This window comes from Aquimarina spongiae (assembly GCF_900141785.1).
GTDB lineage: Bacteria > Bacteroidota > Bacteroidia > Flavobacteriales > Flavobacteriaceae > Aquimarina > Aquimarina spongiae.
Genome location: NZ_FQYP01000001.1, coordinates 132,934 through 153,218 on the forward strand (window position 1 = coordinate 132,934; position 20,285 = coordinate 153,218).

The window sequence follows — 20,285 nt, forward strand, 5'->3', positions numbered from 1 at the left end:
CGAAAAACTTTTCTAAAAGTTAATGATATTGTAATATTTATGTTAACAATTAATGATTACCCTAAGGGAAACAAATATCAAATTAACAATTAAATAAACAAATATGTGTAGGAAGTTACTAGTATTTATGCTGTTTATGTCTTTTACATGTTTTGAATCCATCTTCGCACAAGATTCAACGGTAACGGGTAAGGTAACAGATACTAAGGAAGGGAACCCTCTTCCAGGAGTAAACGTAATAGTCAAAGGTACATCGGTCGGTGTTTTAACTGATTTTGATGGGAATTATTCTATTAATTTACCGCAACAGGATGCGGTCTTAGTTTTTTCTACTTTGGGATATGCAACCCAAGAGATTGCAGTAAATGGAAAAACTACAATTAATGTGTCTTTAGCTGTAGAAACAGAGCAATTAGACGAAGTGGTTGTAACAGCTTTGGGGATAGAACGCGATCGAAAAACCCTGGGATATGCGGTAACGCAATTACAAGGAGAATCCGTATCGGAAGTAAAAACACCCAACGCTCTTAATGCTTTACAAGGTAAGGTAGCAGGAGTTAACATTACCCCACCTTCTACAGGAGCCGCTGGTTCGAGTAGAGTGATCATTAGGGGGGCATCGAGTATATCAGGGACAAATCAACCGCTATATGTTGTAGACGGAGTTACCATAGATAATACACAGTTAGGTGCTGCCAGTGAGTGGGGAGGCTCAGATTTTGGTGATGGAGTATCAAGTATTAACCCAGATGATATAGAATCGGTAAGTGTACTTAAAGGAGGTGCCGCAGGAGCGTTGTATGGATCCAGAGCATCTAACGGGGTGATCATTATAAAAACAAAAAACGGTAAGAAAGGACAAGGATTTGGTGTAGAGTATAGTAATCAAATTACTTTTGAGGATATACTAACCAATGTAAGAGATTTTCAAAGGACTTATGGTCAGGGATCTCAAGGAGTAGCGCCAACGACTCAGCAAGAAGGATTGCAAACAGCATTCTCTTCCTGGGGACCAAGATTGGGAAGCATACCTTCTTCTGTACAATTTGATGGTGTTTCTAGACCCTATGTAGATACCGGAGAAAACTTAGATAAGTTTTATGATACTGGTGTTACTATAATAAACACTGTTGCAGTGTCGAAGAACAGTGACGATTTTAATTATCGATTTGCTGTAACAGATTTTGATAATGACGATGTACTCCCAAATTCAGAATTAAACAGAAAATCATTCTCTCTGAATTTAGGTTCGGTAGCTGCAGAAAAACTGTCATTAAACTTAAGCGCAAGATATATTGTCGAAAAAGTAACCAATCGACCTAGAGTTTCAGATGCACCAGGAAATGCGAACTTCTCCGCAGGATTGTTACCTGCCAATGTGAATATAGAAGATCTGGCTCCAGGATTTAATGAAGACGGGGTAGAACAACAAATTTCTGGAAATCCTTTTGTTCAGAATCCGTATTGGGCGGCAGAGCGATTTAGAACATTTGATCGAAGAAATAGAATATTGAGTTCAGCAACTGTAAAATATCAGATTTTTGATTGGTTAGATATTACCGCCAGAGCAGGAATTGATCATGGTACCACACGTACTACTCAAATCGAAGGTTTTGGTACCGCATTTACGCCACTGGGAAGTATAGAAGAAAGAGAAAACAACATCACCCAGGTCGATGCGGATTTAATCTTAGGGTTCAATAAAAAGGTTACGGAAGATTTAGGGATAAAAGCTTTTGTAGGAGCCAATAAGAATACCCAAAGGAGAGATTTTTTGAGACTTAGAGGAGAACGATTTGTAGTACCTTTTTTAGAAATTATAGGAAATGTAGAGAATATCAGTAATGAAAGAACATTAACCGAGCTGGCATTTTCGGGGATTTATGGTTCTGTAGAACTGGGATATAAAGACTTTTTGTATGTAACGGTTACAGGTCGTAATGATTGGTTTTCTACTTTATCAGCAGCGGGTAAATCAACACCAAATAATGATTTTTACCCTTCGGTAAGTGGTAGTTTTGTTTTTTCTAGTGCCTGGGATATGCCATCTTGGTTAACCTTTGGTAGAGTAAGAGCTAATTATTCTGAGGTAGCGGGAGGAACAGAGACTCCGTATCAATTAAGTTTACCATTTCGTATTTTTGGACAGGGGCATTTAGGGCAACCGTTAGGAGAGATTGCTACGGGTACATTACCTAATACTTCTTTAACCCCGTTTAGTAAGTCTGAAACAGAAGTAGGATTAGACCTTAGTTTCTTCAATAGTAGATTAGGAATAGATTTCGCGTATTATAGAAATGAGACTGAAAGAGATATTTTACCTGTAGATATTTCCAATACTTCTGGTTTTTCTAATGTATTGTCCAATATCGGAATATTAGAAAATAGAGGAGTAGAATTATTACTTCGAGGGACACCTGTTCAAACCAACAATTTTAGTTGGAATGTAAGTTATAACCTTGGATTTAATGAAAGTGAAATCGTTGCTACAGATGATCAGGATAATATTCTTACTGTAGGTAATGTAAGAACTTTTGATGCAAGCATTAGTCAAATCGTAGGAGAGCCTTTTGGAGTAATTTATGGAACTGCTTACGAAAGAAATGCCGCAGGACAAATCGTTTTTGGAGCAGATGGATTGCCTATAGAAAGTGCAGAACGTAAGATTCTGGGAGAAGGAGTACCGCCATGGACTATGGGATTGACCAATAGTTTTCGTTATAAGAATATTGACTTAAGCTTCTTAATCGATGCCAAGTTTGGTGGTCAGGTTTATGCTGGTACCAATGCTATTGCACTTTCAACAGGTTTAGATAGACGAACCTTAGAAGGACGAGAAGGCGGATTAGAAGTTAGCGGAGTTGACGAAGCAGGAAACCCGTTTACTTTTACACATGATAATTCTACTTTACAAGCGTATTACGGACGAATTTCAGGAATCGCAGAAGAAGTGATAGAAGATGCCGACTTCATCAAGTTGCGCCAATTAAGCCTGGGATATACTTTTCCTTCCAAAGTATTGGATAAGATTTTCTTAGATAGTGCAAGTGTATCTTTAGTAGGAAGAAACCTGTTCTTTATCATGAGAGAATCAGAAAATATAGACCCAGAAGCAGGATTTAACGGAGGTAACGCTCAAGGTTTGGAGTACTTTGGATTACCACCTATCGCAAGTTATGGACTTACTGTTAATTTGAAATTTTAAGAATTAAAAATATTTCAACGATGAAAAAAATAATCATAGCAATTTTAGTCATCTTTATTGGTACTACCTCTTGTGATAGTGGTTTTGAAGAACTAAATGTTAATCCAAATACAGCAACAGAATTAGAACCAGGACCAAAATTGACCAATGCAATTTTGAGGACAGCTGGAGATCGTTTCGAGAACTGGAGAGGAAATCTAATTTACTCTTCGATGATGATACAACACATGGCCTCAATCGGAGGTGTTTGGGCGGGAGATAAATACCTTTACAATGCGCAATGGTCTGGAGCCTGGTTCGAAAGAGGATACAATGATCAAGTAAAAATTATTGAAGATATTGTGTTTCAACTAGAGACAGATCCAGAAGATCAATATTCAGAAGAAATGCTGGCAATCGCGAGAATACTAAGAGTGTTTATTTACCATAAAATCACCGACCTTTATGGAGATGTACCTTATAGCGAAGCTGGAAGAGGTTTTATTGAAGGAAATTTTAGGCCTGCTTACGATCCACAGAGCGAAATCTATGCAGATATGCTTAATGAGCTTGCAGAGGCTACCGCAGCCTTAGGAACAGGTACTTCACAATTTGGAACAGCAGATATTTTATTCGATGGGGATCAGGATAAATGGAGACGTTTTGGATATTCCATGATGTTGCGTTTAGGATTGCGTCTTATCAAAGTAGATCCTACCGGAGCGCAACAGTGGGCGCAAAGAGCAATCGATGGTGGAGTAATGCAGTCTAACGATGATACTTCTTACGTAGAGCATACAGACGGTCCCGAAGGGATCAATAGAAATGGTAATGGTCAGGTGTTTAGTGCAGACGATGATATGCGATTAAGCGACACGTTTATCAACGCATTAGCCGGAGATCCAAGATTACGAATTTATGCAGCCTTACCAGATGGCGATGGTGATAGAAACACCAGTGGGAGTAATGATCCAGCGATGCAAAGAGGATTACCTAATGGACTTGATGCGACAACAGTACTTAACATACCAGGAGGTGATGATATTAATAATTTTTCTGAGCCTAATAGAAACCTAATTACAGCAGAAGACGAACCTTATTTTTTCCAAACCTATGCAGAAGTAGAGTTTATGCTTGCAGAAGCTGATATTAGATGGGGAATCGCAGGAGGAGATCCTGCTGCACATTACAGTGCAGGAGTAAGAGCAGCAATGAGACAATTAGATTTATATGATGTAGGAGATCAAAGTGTTACAGATATAGAAATTCAGGACTTTTTAACGGCAAATCCATTTGATGCAGCTAATGGTCTTGAACAGGTAAATACACAATATTGGATTGTTACTTTTTTAAATGATATAGAGTCTTTTGCCAATTGGAGAAGAACTGGCTTTCCGGTGTTAATTTCTGTGGATTATCCAGGGAACGAATCCAACGGATTGATTCCTAGGAGATTACGATATTTTGAAAGAGAACAAACTACAAACCCTCAAAATTATCAGGCTGCTATATCAAGACAAGGACCTGATCAATTTACCACCAGAATGTGGTGGGATGTTGAATAGTTTGGCGTTTGCCGTCAATATAGTTTGATTTAACCAAAAAAGAAGGGATTGTTTTCCCTTCTTTTTATCTTAAACTTTATGAAACGAACATTAATAAATTTTATAAATTTCTTAGCCAAAGGAAATATTCCAAATTTTTAATGTGAGAGCGTAGCGGTTACACACATTCTTAATTTTATAATTAATATGAAATCAGGTAATTACTAAAATTTAAACGTGTGAAAATAATAAGTTTTTTTTGGGTTAGCTTTTTTCTTTTCCTGAGTATGAATGCTCAGGAAAAGAAAATTTTTACACTTCTATCTCCCGAGGAAACAGGAATATCATTTTCTAATGATGTTGTTGATCTGAAGGATAAGAATATTTTGTTGTATTCAAATTATTATGGAGGAGCAGGCGTAGGGATTGCAGATTTTAATAATGATGGTTTACAAGATATTTTCTTTGGAGGAAACCTCGTAGGGGATCAGTTATATCTGAATAAAGGAAATTTAACTTTCGAAAACATTACGCAAAAGGCAGGTATTCTGGATGATGGTGGATGGTCTTCTGGAGTTGTTTTAGCAGATGTAAATGGAGATGGTTATACTGATATTTATGTTTGTAGAGAACTCTATGACGATGATCAAGAGCTTCGAAAAAATAAATTATATATCAATAATGGCGATCTTACGTTCTCCGAACAATCCGCCAAATTTGGTATAGATGATAATGCGAGAACCCGACATGCAACATTCTTTGATTATAATAATGATGGGTTTTTAGATCTTTTTCTATTAAATCAACCTCCAAACCCTGGAAGTTACTCTAAGTTTTTTGGAGTTAAAAACCTTAAAAAAGACTTGCGATATGCCTCAAAACTGTACAAAAATGTCAATAATACTCACTTTGTAGATGTTAGTAAAGAAGCGGGAGTTTTTAGCACCAGCAATGCCAATAGCGTATCTGCAGGAGATTTCAACAATGATGGCTTTACAGATCTGTATATCGCTAATGACTTTTTTTTACCAGATTTCTTCTACTTAAATAATCAAGATGGGACATTTACTAATGTAGCAAATACTGCACTGAACCATATGTCATATTTCAGTATGGGAGTGGATGCAGCAGATATCAATAATGATGGACTTTTGGATATTATGGTAGCCGATATGGCGGCAGAAGATAATGTAAGATTAAAGTCCAACATGAGCGGTATGAATCCAAAGACTTTCTGGAAAGTCGTGAATAATGGAGGCCATTACCAATATATGTTTAATACCCTTCAACTCAACAATGGAAATGGAACGTATAGTGAAATTGCTGAGTTATCCAATATTGCATCTACAGATTGGAGTTGGTCCAACCTTATCGCAGATTTTGATAATGATGGATTAAAAGATATCTACGTGACCAATGGTTTGTTGCGAGATATAAGAAATACTGATGCCAATAAGAAATTAGCAGATTATGTAGTTGATGTGGCAAACACTTTTGTAAAAAACAATCCTAATGCAGGCGATGTAAGCATATGGGATATTCTGGATTTGGAAGAAACAGTGAATATTTTGCCTTCGGAGAAATTAAAAAATTATGCTTTCAAAAATAATGGAGATTATACCTTTTCTAAGGTGATGGACGATTGGGGTTTGGATCAAAAAACATTCTCGAATGGTGCAGCTTATGCAGATTTGGATAATGATGGCGATTTAGAAATTGTTGTGAATAATATTAATGAGAAAGCATTTGTATACAAGAATAACACTATCGAAAACGCTAAGCATAATTATTTAAGATTTCAATTATTAGATAGAGGTAATAAACCTACGCTTGGGACCAAAATCACCTTGTTTTATGGGGATCAGAAGCAGTTTGCAGAAACCACAAACGTTAGAGGGATTTATTCGACCAGTGAAACTATTGTTCATTTTGGATTAGGCAAACTTTCCGAAGTAAGCAAGGTGACCGTAGATTGGCCAAACGGAAAGCAAACGGTTTTAAATAACGTAAAGGCGAATCAGGAGATTACGCTTTTGATGAACGAAGAGACCGGAACAAAACCAATAAACGAGGAAACATTAAAAACCATTTTTCAAGACATTACCAGGCTTCAAAAATTAAAACATCGTCATAGAGAGAATGTGTATGATGATTTTGAAGATCAAGTTTTATTACCACATAAGTTGTCTCAGTTTGGTCCTGCGTTGGCTGTTGGTGATATCAATGGCGATACCTTGTTAGACGTTTATATAGGAGCAGCAAAAGATCAGACTGCGGCATTATATGTGCAAAATACCTTAGGTTCTTTTACAGAAGCTCAGCAGCAATCTTTTGTTAATGATAGCCCTACAGAAGATGTGGATGCTATTTTTTTTGATGTAGATAATGATGGAGATCAGGATTTGTACGTAGTAAGCGGGGGCTATGAATACCAGAAAGGAGCAAAAGAATATACCGATCGTTTATATATCAATAATGGGAAAGGGAATTTTATTAAAAATACTGAGGTAAAATTACCTTTGGTTAGTGGAGCTTGTGTCATCCCAAACGATTTTGATCAGGATGGTGATCTTGACCTATTCGTTGGTGGTAGACTAACTCCAAAATCGTATCCAGAGCCCACCTCAAGTTACATTTTGGAGAATAAAAATGGGAAGTTAACAGATGTTACCGCCCAACGGGCACCTCAACTCATAAACATTGGTATGGTTACCGATGGGGTTTGGGATGATTATGATGGAGATGGAGATTCTGATTTAGTACTGGTAGGAGAATGGATGCCTGTAACCGTTCTAGAAAACAACGGTAAGAATTTTAAAAAAATAAACCTTCCTGGGTTAGAGCAATCTTCTGGATGGTGGTTTAGTATTGAAAAAGGAGATTTTGACAATGATGGGGATACCGATTTTATAGCAGGTAATTTAGGGCTTAATTATAAATACAAGACTTCTGTAGACGCCCCTTTTGATGTGTATTATGAAGATTTTGATGATAATGGAAGTAATGATATTGTTTTGGGATATTACAATTATGGAAAACATTATCCTTTAAGAGGCTTTTCCTGTTCTGCACAGCAAATTCCACAGCTTAAACAAACTATAAAAAAGTATGATCTTTTTGCGTCATTAGACATTAACGAAGTTTATGGTAATGATAATCTTCAAGAAGCCCTTCATTACGAGACACAAACCTTTGCAAATTCTTATATAGAAAATTTAGGACAGGGAAAATTCAAAATAGTTCCCTTACCGAACAGAGCACAATTCTCGAACGTAAATGATATGCTTATTAAAGATTTTAATGCAGATGGAAATTTAGATGTTTTGCTGGCAGGAAATCTATTTGTGTCAGAAATTGAAACTATGCGTAATGATGCAGGTACGGGGCTACTTCTTTATGGAAACGGGAAAGGAGAATTTCATCCAGAAACAGTTATGAATAGTGGCTTTTTTACTAACAAAGATGTTAGAAAAATGAAAATGGTCGAAAATCAGAATTTAATTCTTATCGCTAATAACAATGATCAATTACAAGTTTTCAAATACAAAAATTAAAACACCAATCAATACGATTTTAATCAAAGTTTGCACACAATGGATAACCAAAAAATGAACTACAAAAAACCATTTATAACCATCACTTTTTTATTTTTTATGTGGGGGTTTATTACAGTGATGAACGATGTGTTAATACCACATCTCAAGGCTGTGTTTGAACTTTCTTATTTCCAGGCTGCCCTCATACAATTTGCATTTTTTGGAGCATTTTTTGTGATTTCTTTGATCTATTTTTTGATCTCCGTAAGCCAAGGAGACCCTATTTCCAAAATAGGATATAAAAATGGGATTATTATTGGTTTGATTCTTTGCGGAGTAGGATGTAGTTTATTTTACCCTGCGGCTAATTATCAACGGTATGGGATTTTTCTAGGGGCATTGTTTGTACTGGCATCTGGGGTTACTATTTTACAAATAACGGCAAACCCGTATGCGGCAATATTAGGAGACCCAAAAACTGCGTCGAGTAGACTAAATTTGGCACAAGGATTTAACTCTTTTGGGACCACCTTGGCACCAATCATTGGGGCCATATTATTGTATAAAGTATTTTCAAATGGTGAAATCACGGTAGACTCCTTAAAAATGCCTTATTTGATATATGGTGGACTATTTCTTGCTCTTGCTGTTATCATAAAGTTTATTGAATTGCCTTCGTTTGTAAATAACGAGAAGATCGAAAAAGGTTTAGGGGTATTAAAGTTTAGGCATGTCGTTTTAGGGATGTTTGCTATTTTCTTCTATGTGGGCGGAGAAGTTTCTATAGGAAGTTTTTTAATCAATTTTTTTGGTTTGGAATCGGTTATGGGAATGGATGAAGCTGAAGGAGGAGTATTTCTTTCGTACTATTGGGGTGGAGCGATGATAGGAAGATTCTTGGGATCGGTTTCTATGGGGAGTATAAGAAATACGACTAAAAAATATAGTATCATGGCAGGTTTGTCAATACTTTTCTTTTTAGTCCTGTATTTTATCACCGCAATAAAAGTGGAAGGGGCAGAATTTTCTCTGCAGCTATTACCATTTTCCAAAATTTGGCTGTTTATCGTATTCCTGATCATTAACTACCTGGCCTTTCTAATAGGAGGGTCTAAACCTCCAAAAGTGCTAACACTGTTTGCATCGATTATTATCGTATTACTGTTGGTAATGATCCTGAGTCATGGAGCGATAGCTTTCTGGAGTGCCATAGCCATAGGAGCATTTAATTCTATTTTATGGTCTAATATATTCACACTGGCCATAAAAGATTTAGGGAAATACACGAGTCAGGCCTCATCACTATTAGTGATGATGATTGTAGGAGGTGCTTTGATTCCATTATTGCAAGGAGCTGTAGCAGATAGTATTGGAATTCAATTATCCTTCTTTATACCTATTATTTGTTATTCCTATCTCGTGTTTTACGGCGCAGAAGGATATCGAATTAAAAATGTATCTGATAAAACCTGAAATTTTAAAAAGAATGCTCAATTAATCAGAAAAGATGAAACGCGTAACCATCAGTATTTTCATAATTACTAGCCTGCTAGGTTGTAAAAAACAGCAAAAAACACTTCCATATTTAGATAAGGACATCTCTATTGAAGAAAGAGTATCTGATTTAATTTCCCGAATGACTCTTGAAGAAAAAGTAGGGCAACTGGATATGTATTCTTCTAATGATTTGATATTTAATGGTAAGCTTGCTGTAGAAAAAGCAGATAAGATCTTGGAAAAAACAACGATTGGGTCGGTTCATGACTTCTATCCAGAATCTGCAGAGGCTTCTAATGAGGTGCAAAAATACATCATGGAAAACACTAGATTAGGGATACCTGCTCTTTTTATTGAAGAAGCTTTACACGGTTATCAAGGAAATAAAGGAACTGCTTTCCCTGTTCCAATAGGAATGAGTAGCATGTGGGATGTGGAGCTTATGGAAAAAATAGGAAATGCCATAGGAGGAGAAGCTCGTTCTGTAGGAGTGACTATGGTTTTGTCTCCCGTATTAGGAATTGGGCGTGAACCGCGATGGGGGCGCATTCAGGAGACCTACGGAGAAGATCCTTATCTAGCTGCAAGAAATGGAGTAGCAATTATTAAAGGGATGCAGGGTGAGGACCTAACGGCAAATGACGCTATTGTGGCTGAGCCAAAACACTTTGGGATTCACAGTATTCCTGAAGGAGGAAAAAACACAGCTCCTGTTTTTATAGGAGAACGAGAAGCCCGGTCTAATTTTTTGTATGTTTTTGAAAAAGCTTTTACCGAAGCAAAAGCTTTGGGAGCAATGGCAGCGTATCACGAATGGGATGGCGTACCGGCGGCAAGTGATCCATGGTTATTAAAAAAAGTTTTGAGAGAGGAATGGGGATTTAAGGGAATGGTGCTTTCAGATTTAGGAGCGATAGCCAAGCAAAATAATTCTCATTTTACGGCTACAACTCCAAAAGAAGCAATCAATAATTCGATTAGCGCAGGATTGGATATGCAATTCTATGATTATAGCCATGAGGTATTTCAGCAATCCATGATAGAAAGTATTAATGACAAGACCTTACCAATTGAAGATTTAGACAGAGCAGTAAGCAGTGTTTTGTATGTAAAGTTCAAACTAGGACTTTTTGAAAATCCATATGTCGATACTTCTTTAAAAAGTAAGAGATATCATTCAAAAGCGCATCAAGAATTGGCATTAGAATCGGCAAATAGATCCATTACATTACTCCAAAATAAAAATAACCTACTCCCCTTGGGTGATCAGGTGAAAAGTATAGCGGTTATAGGAGAACTTGCCAATAAGGTCTTACTTGGAGGGTATTCACCCAAAAATGTGGAAGGAGTCTCTATTTTGGATGCCTTTAAAGAAACGGATTATACTATTGATTTTGTTGAGGTAGGAGTTCCTGCCAATAGTATGGAACAAATTGATGAACGGTTTTTTCAAACTGAGAGTGGGGCAAAAGGGCTAACAGTAACGTATTTTAACAATACCGAACTTTCTGGAGAACCTGAATTGACGCATACATCATCTAATTTGAATAAATATTGGCATAACTTAAGTCCAGCACCAGGGATATCCGATGATAATTTTTCCATTCGTTGGAAAGGGTATCTAGTTCCTGAATATACGGGAACCTATGAATTCTCATTGATTGCAGACGATGTAGCTCGATTATTTATTAATGAAGAGCTGGTGTTGGATAACTGGAATAGAGAACAAATCAATGTTTGGTCAAATTATAAAGTGCGTTTAGAAAAAGGTAAAAAATATCCTTTTCAATTAGAATTTGCTGAGTACGAGGAGTTTGCCGGCATGAAGTTGTTCTGGAAGGTTGAGCCAGATACCAAAAGTCAATTTTCAGCTATAGAAAAGGCTTTGGAAACTGTAAAAAAATCGGATGTAGTAGTTTTGGTATTAGGAGAAAAAGATGAAGAATCTGGAGAAGGAAAAGATAAAATTAGCTTGGAACTCAATAGCTATAGCAAAAAGTTGATTCAAGAAGTAGCTCGGTTAGGTAAACCCATAGTTTTGGTACTTCAAAATGGAAGACCATTGGCATTAGAAGATGAAAGTATACATATTGATTCCATACTAGAAACCTGGTATGCTGGTGAATTTAGTGGTAAAGCCACTGTAGATATTATTACGGGGAAAGTCAATCCTTCAGGGAAACTGCCAGTCACTTTTCCGAAACGAACGGGTCAGTTACCGTTGTACTATAACCTTAAAAAATCTTCTAGAGGAGGGTATGTTGATGGGAGTAATCAACCTTTATTTGCCTTTGGGCATGGTTTGAGCTATAGCAAGTTTGAATATTCAGATTTGCAAATAGAAAAACCTGAAATAGTAAAAGAGGAGCAGCAAAATATAACAGTTAAGATCAAAAATACCTCAAACCGAAAAGGCACAGAAATAGTTCAATTATACATTTCTGATATATACAGCTCTGTGGTAACACCAGGAATTCAGTTAAGAGGTTTCCAACGTGTAGCATTAGAAGCAGGAGAAGAAAGAGAAGTAAATTTCACCCTATATCCTGATGATTTAGCTCTTTGGAATAAAGAAATGAAACGTGTGGTAGAATCTGGAGAGTTTAAAATTATGATTGGCGCTGCTTCAGATGATATTAGACTAGAATCTTCCTTTGAAGTGAAATAAAGGACAATTCTGGTATGTCAAGAATATGTTAGTATAAGTGATAACGATAAAGAACAAAAGCTTAAAGAAATAATGACGATAGGTGTAGACATAGGAGGGAGCCATATTATGGCCGCAACCATCAACGAGAAATCGCCAGACAAAACACAACAAGTGTATAAAATGGAGGTCGGGTGTAATGAATCCAGAAATATTATACTAGATAGTTGGGTTTCCGTTTTAGGAATTGCAATCGATAACCTGAAGGGTGAAAAGTTACACGGAATTGGAATAGCAATTCCTGGGCCTTTTGATTACTATAATGGGATTTTTCCAAATAAAGGAGAAGGGAAATTTGAGAAATTATACGATGTTAATCTTCGGGAATATATTAAAAAAGAATTGCAACTGGATTCCTCAACTTCGGTAAGGTTTTATAATGATGCCGCATGTTTTGGTATCGGAGAAGCTTGGGTAGGAGAGTTGTCCACCTTTAAGAAGTGTGTTGCAATTACTTTGGGAACTGGGATGGGAGCAACATTCCTGGATAAAGGGATTCCGCTAAAACATGGTGCGGGGGTTCCTAAAGATGGTGAATTGTATCATCTACCATTTGAGGAAGGTATTGCGGACACCTATTTTTCAACACAATGGTTTCAACGTCGCTACGAGGAAATCTCCGGAAACCAAATCAAAGGAGTTAAAGAGTTGATTATGGACACTCAGAATTTGACGATTGCTGAACTAATATTTAAAGAGTTTTCTCAAAACTTAGCAGTTTTTTTGGCTCCTTGGTTATCAGGTTTTGAAGCAGAAGCTTTGGTAATTGGAGGTAATATTTCTAATGCATGGCATTTCTTTGAAAAAGATTTAAAAATTGCTCTGAAAGAATTTCAAATTGATATCCCAGTGTACAGAAGTAAGCTTCTCGAAAACGCTGCATTAATAGGAAGTGCTCGAATTATAGATAATGAGATCTATGATGCGCTTATAAATGGATAAGGAAACAAATTACAACTCCAAAAGATTAACATAGTAATAGTTTGTTAATGATTAATGTATTCACTTATTAAATGTAGGATTATGTTCATAAAAGAGGCCTGCGTAGAGGGAATTAAACAAGCACAATTGGCAGAACAGCATGGAGCCAATAGAATTGAACTTTGCGGCGATTTGAGTGTTGGTGGTATCACACCCTCTTTAGATGAGATAAAAAGAGTGCAAAGTGAATTAGAAATACCGATACGGGTGATGATTCGGCCAAGAGGAGGAGATTTTGTGTATTCAAAGAAAGAATTTGAAATCATGAAGCAGCAAATTATGTATTGCCATAGGTTGAATGTTGAAGGAGTGGTTTTTGGGATATTAAATAAGGACAATACTTTAGACACTAAGCGAATCAAAACATTGGTAAAACTTGCGCTACCGATGAAAGTAGTTATTCATAAAGCTATCGATGAAACTCCTGATATCATGATTGCCTTAAAAAAACTTTTAAAAATCGACGGAATACATGCAGTATTGACTTCTGGAGGGAAATCTACGGCCCATGAAGGAAGAATTGTTTTAAAGGATATGGTAAACATAGCAGAGCAGGCCTTAGAGATCGTTGCTGCTGGCTCAATTACTGACGAGAATGTAGACGCACTTCACAAATACATCAATTCAGGGTTTTATCATGGTAGAAGGATAGTTGGAAATTTAAAAGACGAATGGTAGTTACATGACGATCTAATAGCATCAACTTATAAAAACAGGAAAACCCTTTGTTTTATGATCAAAACAAAGGGTTTTTCTTGTCGGGGTGGCAGGATTCGAACCTGCGACCTCCTGCTCCCAAAGCAGGCGCGATAACCGGGCTACGCTACACCCCGAAAAATGCGGAGAGACGGGGACTCGAACCCCGGCAACACTTTCGCGTTGACAGATTAGCAATCTGCTGCATTACCACTCTGCCACCTCTCCTGATAAGTCTTTTTAAGAACTCTACATTTGTATTCCCAAATGCGGATGCAAATGTAACTTTTATGTCCCTACAATGCAACATTTTTTTTGCATTATTTTCGTTTTAATGAGTAGGTCTTTTTAAAAAGTTGAAAATCAGTTTTTTCTTAAGAGTAAAAATGGTCTGCATTTTGTATCATGTGATCAAAAAAAGCTTTTTTATATTTGTAAACGATAGACCTATTTTAGCTATGATACGCCTAACAAAAAATACTACCCATATGAATTTTAAATACATTCTGGTTTTTGCTTTGTTAACCAGTAGTTTTGCATTTGCACAAAAACCGGTTCTTCTCAAAGATTTTACGTTTAAGTCAGGAGAGAAATACAAACGTATAAAAAGTATCAATACCTATAATATAGCTGTTGGAGATCGATTGGTTTCTATAAAGAAAGGGCGCAAGGATATGACGATCCAGCGTTTTTCTTTAAAAGACCTTAAAGAAGATCTCAAGAAAAGACAGGTAGTCGAGGATAAAGGAGATTTTCAAACGGTAATGCAACTGAATGATAAGGCAGTGGTTTTTTATACAAAAGGCAACAGAGCTTATGGTCAGAAAGTTTCATTGACAGGAATTATAGTAGAAAAACCAATACAATTAATAAACGATAAAGAAGGTATAGCCAGAGATTTTGGTTTTAAAAGCACCTATGGATATGATGCAGGTGGAAGAATTAATCAATTTGTTTTTAAAGCTTCTCCAGATAGAAAAAAGTTATTAGTACTCTTTCGTATCAAGACTCCGGATAATAAACCGGATAAAGTTGGTATTACGGTATTTAGCGATGGGCTTAATTTATTGTGGAGACGCAAAGTAACCATGCCTCATCCTTCAGAAATTATGCAGGGAGAAGATTTTGCAATCGATAACTATGGTAATTTTTATATGACTGCTTCTTATTTTAGTGAAGTAAATGATGATAAGGATAAACTTACTATGGCATACAAAACCGAGGTGTATCGTATCAATGAAAATAGTGGGCCAATAGTAGAGCAAGAGTTGAAAATTCCAGGATATTCTATCACTGATGGAGTGATCGAATTTGATCCCCAGGGTAATGCAAAGGTTACTGGATTTTATGCGGATAACACGGATAAGTCCGTTGTCAAAGGAGTATTTACCGCCAACCTAGCCGATGATGGAGCTGTAGGAGCGATTTCAAAGAGTAACATCTCTGATGAGATACTGCAAAAGTGGGTATTCGAGAGAGAGGCCAGAATAAATGAAGGAACACAAAAGGAAGACGATAAAAAAGACTTAGAAAATCTAAGAGTCAATGATGTTGTCTTTAATCCCGATGGTAGTACTACCATTTTTGGAGAACAACGTTATGTAGAGTCGTTTACAACTTCAAGTTCCTCGGGATCGAGAACAACTTATAAATATTACTATCGAGATATCGTTGCGTTTAAATTGTCTTCTGATAACAAACTGTTATGGGTAAATAAACTACCAAAAAACCAATTGGGAACAGTAAGCAAACGAAGTATGTCTTATCTCAATTTTAAAAATGATGGAAAACATTATTTGTTCTACATCGATGACTTTACAAATCTGAAACGTTCTTTTGAAGAAGCTCCTACTCGTTATTTTGATGGTAAAAAAGAATTTATTTACATGACATCATACATTATCGATGATGCTACGGGAGAGGTTTCCAAAGAAGCCATTTTGACCGGAAGTGATATTCGAAATTCCAGATTGGATGTTATAGAATTGACTAAAGCAGCCACCTTACCGAATAAGGATATGATTTTTGAAGCTTTCGACGGAAAGAAGAACAATTTATTACTTAAGGTATCAATTGCTAAATAGAAATCCCTTCTAACAGGTATATATTTATTTTCAGAAAAAAGTTCTAAAGCTAGTGGTAATGTTTTGTGCTAGTGTGACACTCATGAGTAAAGTACAAACATTAAATAACAACTAGACCGATGAAAAAATATACCATTTTGCTTTTATTGATAGTTATTGCTAGCCATTCGTATGGGCAAGTCAACGTAGGGAAAAGTAAGTCTCCTATCAATCTTTATGTTTCAAAACACAAAAAAGATGTGTTTGAAAACATCAAAAAAACCAATACCGTTTTTGTAGTACCTTCATCATTAGAGGCAGAAGAATTTAAAACGATGATTTCGAGCGTTTGGACATTCAATGAAATCACGTTTATTGACGAAAAAACGTATGATGACAATTCAGAAAAATATATATCATCAAGTAATTCAATTGTTCGTTTAGTAGATAATGGATATCAAAAACAAAAGACAGGAGGAGTTATGGGACCAGGGACCAGAACCGTTGCAGAATATATCGTCTTTAAGTTTATGATGGCGTCTAATTTTGAGAATGTCAAAAAAAACAAAAAAGGAAAATTGAAGTATGATTATTTAAATGTAGCGGAGCTCTTTTTTACTCCAAATATCAGATATAGACAAGACTTTAGCTCAAAAATGAGAATAGGAAGTTTGGATAAGATCAATGAAAAATACGGAGAGGAACCTGGCTTTTACAATTTTGATATGGGGTATATCAAAAACTATTTTCAAGAACTTAATAGAAGGCTTTCTAACTCAGAAAACTTAGTAATCGAAGATGGAATTGAGAAAAAAGAGGAACTAAAAAAATTAAAGGATCAAACCTTGTACGCTCCAAAATGGATTCTGAAAAAATACAATGCGCTAGCAGCTACTTGGGGTAAAACAAGAACAGAAGAAGATATTTTTGGTAAATATGGACACAAGTATGAAGTGATTGATAATGAGGATTTGAATAAAAAAATTCTTAACGGTGACGATTTCTATTACTTGATGCACACTCAATTTAATCAAAAGAAAATGGTATCGGTAATTCATAGTACCACAGGAGAAATCATTTATTTAAAAGAAGACGGATCCTATAACATAAAAGATTCTGACCTTAAGAGTATTGCAAAACTCATCAAATAAGGATTTAAAATTCTAGAAAAGGAAGCTTTTTGCTTCCTTTTTTTCATATTTGTAATATCTTATAAAACCAATCGTTTCTAAGAGAAAGCTTTCAATTTTAAAACATGGTAAAAGTAATATCTCTCATTTTTTTACTCTTTTTTAATACGGATGATGCTGTTAGTTTAAATAGTATCCGAGATGCATATAAGGTTTGTAATCAGTCAAAAGAAAATGCCGAAAAGTTTTATGAAATGACCAAAAAGGCTGCCGAGAACGGCGAAGCTATTTATGAGGGATATCACGGGGCTGCGTTAGCACTTCAGGCCTCTTTCGGGTGGAACCCTTTTTCCAAGATGTCTTATTTCAATAAAGGAAAGAAGCTGATAGATAAAGCGATCCAAAAAGAGCCGGATAATATCGAACTACGGATGATACGATTAAGTATCCAATCTAATACGCCAAAAATTTTAGGGTATAACAAAAATATAGAGGAAGATCGAGATTTTATTTCAGCAAATGTTGATAAAATCACAGGGAAGGACCTAAAAGAATACATAGAAGGGTATATCTCACATTCAGAGGTGTTTGCTAATCCCTGATTATAAATCTACTTTCTTACACTGTAGCACAATTTTTTGATCATTACAATCCGTTGTGAAGAATAGATAATCTTGCCCACCATCTTTGATTTTAAACTTTTTACGAAGAACAGATACACTTTCCTGAAAGTTTCTGGTAGTAATATTTGCTTTATTAATGTTAGTTTTGGCCAAGATCTTTTTTTGATATGGAAAAGAAGCAATGATTTCGAATCGTCTTCCGGGAAATGTAATAAGTTCATCAGAGGTATATAAATGAGAATTACGATGTAGTTTAGGTGCAGAAAGATGATTTGAAACACTTGTAAAACCTCCACTTTTCATAATTGCAGCGTTGGGTTCGTACAAATATTTTTTTGGTTCAGATAAGTTAAGAGTTAGCTGACTTTCTTCAAAAAATATAAAATCGAATTCTTGATTTCCTTTTTTCTGCAAATTAACAGTCTTAATTTCTAACTCGTTTTCATAGCCTTTCTCGATGAACCATAATAATTCCTTTACCTCATTTTCGACCGCTACAACGTGTATTTCTTTAATGTTTTTTAAAGATTTAATACCAGAGCTGATATCCAGCAAGGGAGATGTTTTGATGAGGATATTAGTGCTTTTGGAAAGCAAAAAATCAAGATGTTCGGGAACATTGGGTAAACAATCCTCAAGAAAAAATACTTTGCCCTTGCTCTCATGCCTTCTCGAAGGATCAATATAAATCCAATCTACCGTATCAAGGCCTTTTAGGATTTCTATACCATCACCACATAATGATTTTACATTATCGGTTTGTAGTATACCAAAGTTGTGAGATGCTATAGTGCTCAGTTCTTCATTCATTTCGCAATGAATAACTTTTTTGAATACCTTGGTAAAGAAATAATCATCAATACCAAAACCACCGGTAAGATCAATTAAGGTATGCCCATGTATTTGCTGACTTTTATAACGAGCAGTTATTTCAGACGAGGTTTGCTCTAGATTCAAACCAGGAGGGTAGTAGATATTGGTACAAGAAAACCAAGTTGGTAATTTCTGTTTTGCCTTAGAACGTCCAATAATTTGTTGTGCTAATTCTTGTACAGTGACGTTTGAAAACGGACTCCCTGCCAAAATCAGTTTGTTTACATTTATAGGCTGATCAGAATTTTGGATAATATATTCCTGTACGTCTGTATGTAAAATATGAGGATTCAATAATATCGTATTGGATAAGACATTTACTTTTATAAGTCTTTGGTCAACGTTTTAACGATTTTGTACTCAGATAAAAACTCTTTGGCAATTACTTTGATCGCTGTATAGAAAGGAACGGCAACAATTAGCCCTCCGATACCAAATAGCAGTCCAAAAATAAGAATGGCCAAAAATATCTCTAGTGGATGTGATTTTACACTGGTACCAAATATAAGAGGTTGATTTAAGAAATTATCGATGAGTTGAATGATAAGATATCCTATTAGAATATAAGTCAACTTTGGTAAGATCACTGTTGGGAAATCGTATCCAAGGTTACTGGTAGTAGCCAGAAACAAAACAAGTACTCCTCCAAATAAAGGTCCTATGTAAGGGATAAGATTTAGAATTGCGGCTATTAAAGCTACTGCGATAGCATTGTTTACTCCAAAAATCAAAAGCAATATGGTGTAAAGTATAAATAAAATGCATACTTGCAGTAACAAGCCTACAAAATATCTGGATAAGAGATCTTTGATTTTTGTAAAGGCTCTCATAAATTTATTCTCATCTTCTTTTTTTGCAAAAACCAATAGGCTATTTTCTAATAACTGACTGTCTTTTAGTAGAAAAAAGGAAATAAACAATACAGAAAACAAACCAATCAAAACAGCACCAAATCCGCTTAAGAAGGAATTGATCAAATTAGGAATCGCTTTAAGATCAAAAAACTGCATCAAATCTGTTTGCTTAAATAGCTCAATAAAGCTTAGTTTTTCTACATTAAAATAATCGCTGATCTCTTGATTGAGCTGATCCAGATCATCACCAATTTTGTTGATGTCGATTTCGCCAATAAGCTGTCCTTGTTCTGTAATGATAGGAACGAATAACATCGAGATCCCGAAAAATACCAAAATGGTAATAAACAATGTAAACACTACAGCAAGGGTGTTGTTAAATTTCAGTTTTCTTTTTAAAAATGAAACCAAAGGTCTACCCATTAAAGAAATTACAGCGGCAAAAGCAATATAAATCAGTACCGATCTAATTTGGAATAAAAACCATAACAACCCTAAGACTCCCACAATGGCGCCGACCGCTCTAAGTATACCGTATGAAATTGTTTTTGAGTTCATAATTTAAAAAAGGATCAAAATTCTAAGTTGGTTTGGTTT

General features: G+C 35.8%; 12 protein-coding genes and 2 tRNA genes. 10 read left to right on the forward strand and 4 right to left on the reverse strand.

Going from position 1 to position 20,285, the window contains the following annotated elements; translation table 11 throughout:
- The first annotated feature begins 136 nt into the window (after positions 1-136).
- From BUE24_RS00570 to BUE24_RS00600, 7 genes are all read left to right on the forward strand, one after another.
- Positions 137-3,205, forward strand: coding sequence for a SusC/RagA family TonB-linked outer membrane protein (locus BUE24_RS00570; protein WP_244548096.1), 3,069 nt, complete (start codon positions 137-139; stop codon positions 3,203-3,205).
- A gap of 20 nt (positions 3,206-3,225) precedes the next feature.
- A complete protein-coding gene (locus BUE24_RS00575; protein ID WP_073312521.1) occupies positions 3,226-4,749 on the forward strand; it encodes a SusD/RagB family nutrient-binding outer membrane lipoprotein in 1,524 nt (507 codons plus the stop codon).
- Between the two features lie 218 nt (positions 4,750-4,967).
- A complete protein-coding gene (locus BUE24_RS00580; protein ID WP_244548097.1) occupies positions 4,968-8,282 on the forward strand; it encodes a VCBS repeat-containing protein in 3,315 nt (1,104 codons plus the stop codon).
- Between the two features lie 39 nt (positions 8,283-8,321).
- The gene (locus tag BUE24_RS00585) at positions 8,322-9,737 is read left to right on the forward strand and encodes a sugar MFS transporter (protein ID WP_073312523.1); all 1,416 of its coding nucleotides are present in this window, start codon (positions 8,322-8,324) and stop codon (positions 9,735-9,737) included.
- 34 nt (positions 9,738-9,771) lie between these two features.
- Positions 9,772-12,429, forward strand: a complete 2,658-nt coding sequence (locus BUE24_RS00590) for a glycoside hydrolase family 3 N-terminal domain-containing protein (RefSeq protein WP_073312525.1) — start codon at positions 9,772-9,774, stop codon at positions 12,427-12,429.
- Positions 12,430-12,501: 72 nt separating this feature from the next.
- A complete protein-coding gene (locus BUE24_RS00595) occupies positions 12,502-13,410 on the forward strand; it encodes an ROK family protein (protein ID WP_073312527.1) in 909 nt (302 codons plus the stop codon).
- An 81-nt stretch (positions 13,411-13,491) separates the two neighbouring features.
- Positions 13,492-14,127, forward strand: coding sequence for a copper homeostasis protein CutC (locus BUE24_RS00600; RefSeq protein ID WP_073314374.1), 636 nt, complete (start codon positions 13,492-13,494; stop codon positions 14,125-14,127).
- An 80-nt stretch (positions 14,128-14,207) separates the two neighbouring features.
- Here BUE24_RS00600 and BUE24_RS00605 read toward each other — a convergent pair.
- A tRNA-Pro gene (locus tag BUE24_RS00605) sits at positions 14,208-14,282 on the reverse strand.
- Positions 14,283-14,289: 7 nt separating this feature from the next.
- A tRNA-Ser gene (locus BUE24_RS00610) sits at positions 14,290-14,373 on the reverse strand.
- A gap of 260 nt (positions 14,374-14,633) precedes the next feature.
- On the opposite strand from BUE24_RS00610, the gene BUE24_RS00615 reads away from it, so the two are divergent.
- The 3 genes from BUE24_RS00615 (at position 14,634) to BUE24_RS00625 (ending at position 17,940) form a co-directional block, all read left to right on the forward strand.
- A complete protein-coding gene (locus BUE24_RS00615; RefSeq protein ID WP_139241884.1) occupies positions 14,634-16,229 on the forward strand; it encodes a hypothetical protein in 1,596 nt (531 codons plus the stop codon).
- Positions 16,230-16,348: 119 nt separating this feature from the next.
- Positions 16,349-17,359, forward strand: a complete 1,011-nt coding sequence (locus BUE24_RS00620) for a hypothetical protein (RefSeq protein ID WP_073312531.1) — start codon at positions 16,349-16,351, stop codon at positions 17,357-17,359.
- 104 nt (positions 17,360-17,463) lie between these two features.
- Positions 17,464-17,940 (forward strand): hypothetical protein, encoded by a 477-nt coding sequence (locus tag BUE24_RS00625; RefSeq protein WP_073312533.1) that lies wholly within the window; start codon positions 17,464-17,466, stop codon positions 17,938-17,940.
- On the opposite strand, the gene BUE24_RS00630 is transcribed toward BUE24_RS00625, so the two are convergent.
- Both BUE24_RS00630 and BUE24_RS00635 read right to left on the reverse strand, forming a co-directional pair.
- Positions 17,941-19,128: a class I SAM-dependent methyltransferase gene (locus tag BUE24_RS00630; RefSeq protein WP_073312535.1), complete on the reverse strand. Its 1,188-nt coding sequence runs from the start codon at positions 19,126-19,128 to the stop codon at positions 17,941-17,943.
- Between the two features lie 29 nt (positions 19,129-19,157).
- A complete protein-coding gene (locus tag BUE24_RS00635; protein ID WP_073312537.1) occupies positions 19,158-20,246 on the reverse strand; it encodes an AI-2E family transporter in 1,089 nt (362 codons plus the stop codon).
- Between the last annotated feature and the right edge of the window lie 39 nt (positions 20,247-20,285).

Excerpts from the sequence above, each read along its gene's own strand:
- BUE24_RS00600 (WP_073314374.1), top strand. The coding sequence starts at position 13,492 with ATGTTCATAAAAGAGGCCTGCGTAGAGGGAATTAAACAAGCACAATTG.
- BUE24_RS00575 (WP_073312521.1), top strand. The coding sequence starts at position 3,226 with ATGAAAAAAATAATCATAGCAATTTTAGTCATCTTTATTGGTACTACC.
- BUE24_RS00620 (WP_073312531.1), top strand. The coding sequence starts at position 16,349 with ATGAAAAAATATACCATTTTGCTTTTATTGATAGTTATTGCTAGCCAT.
- BUE24_RS00595 (WP_073312527.1), top strand. The coding sequence starts at position 12,502 with ATGACGATAGGTGTAGACATAGGAGGGAGCCATATTATGGCCGCAACC.
- BUE24_RS00635 (WP_073312537.1), bottom strand. The coding sequence starts at position 20,246 with ATGAACTCAAAAACAATTTCATACGGTATACTTAGAGCGGTCGGCGCC.
- BUE24_RS00590 (WP_073312525.1), top strand. The coding sequence starts at position 9,772 with ATGAAACGCGTAACCATCAGTATTTTCATAATTACTAGCCTGCTAGGT.
- BUE24_RS00585 (WP_073312523.1), top strand. The coding sequence starts at position 8,322 with ATGGATAACCAAAAAATGAACTACAAAAAACCATTTATAACCATCACT.
- BUE24_RS00615 (WP_139241884.1), top strand. The coding sequence starts at position 14,634 with ATGAATTTTAAATACATTCTGGTTTTTGCTTTGTTAACCAGTAGTTTT.
- BUE24_RS00570 (WP_244548096.1), top strand. The coding sequence starts at position 137 with ATGTCTTTTACATGTTTTGAATCCATCTTCGCACAAGATTCAACGGTA.
- BUE24_RS00625 (WP_073312533.1), top strand. The coding sequence starts at position 17,464 with ATGGTAAAAGTAATATCTCTCATTTTTTTACTCTTTTTTAATACGGAT.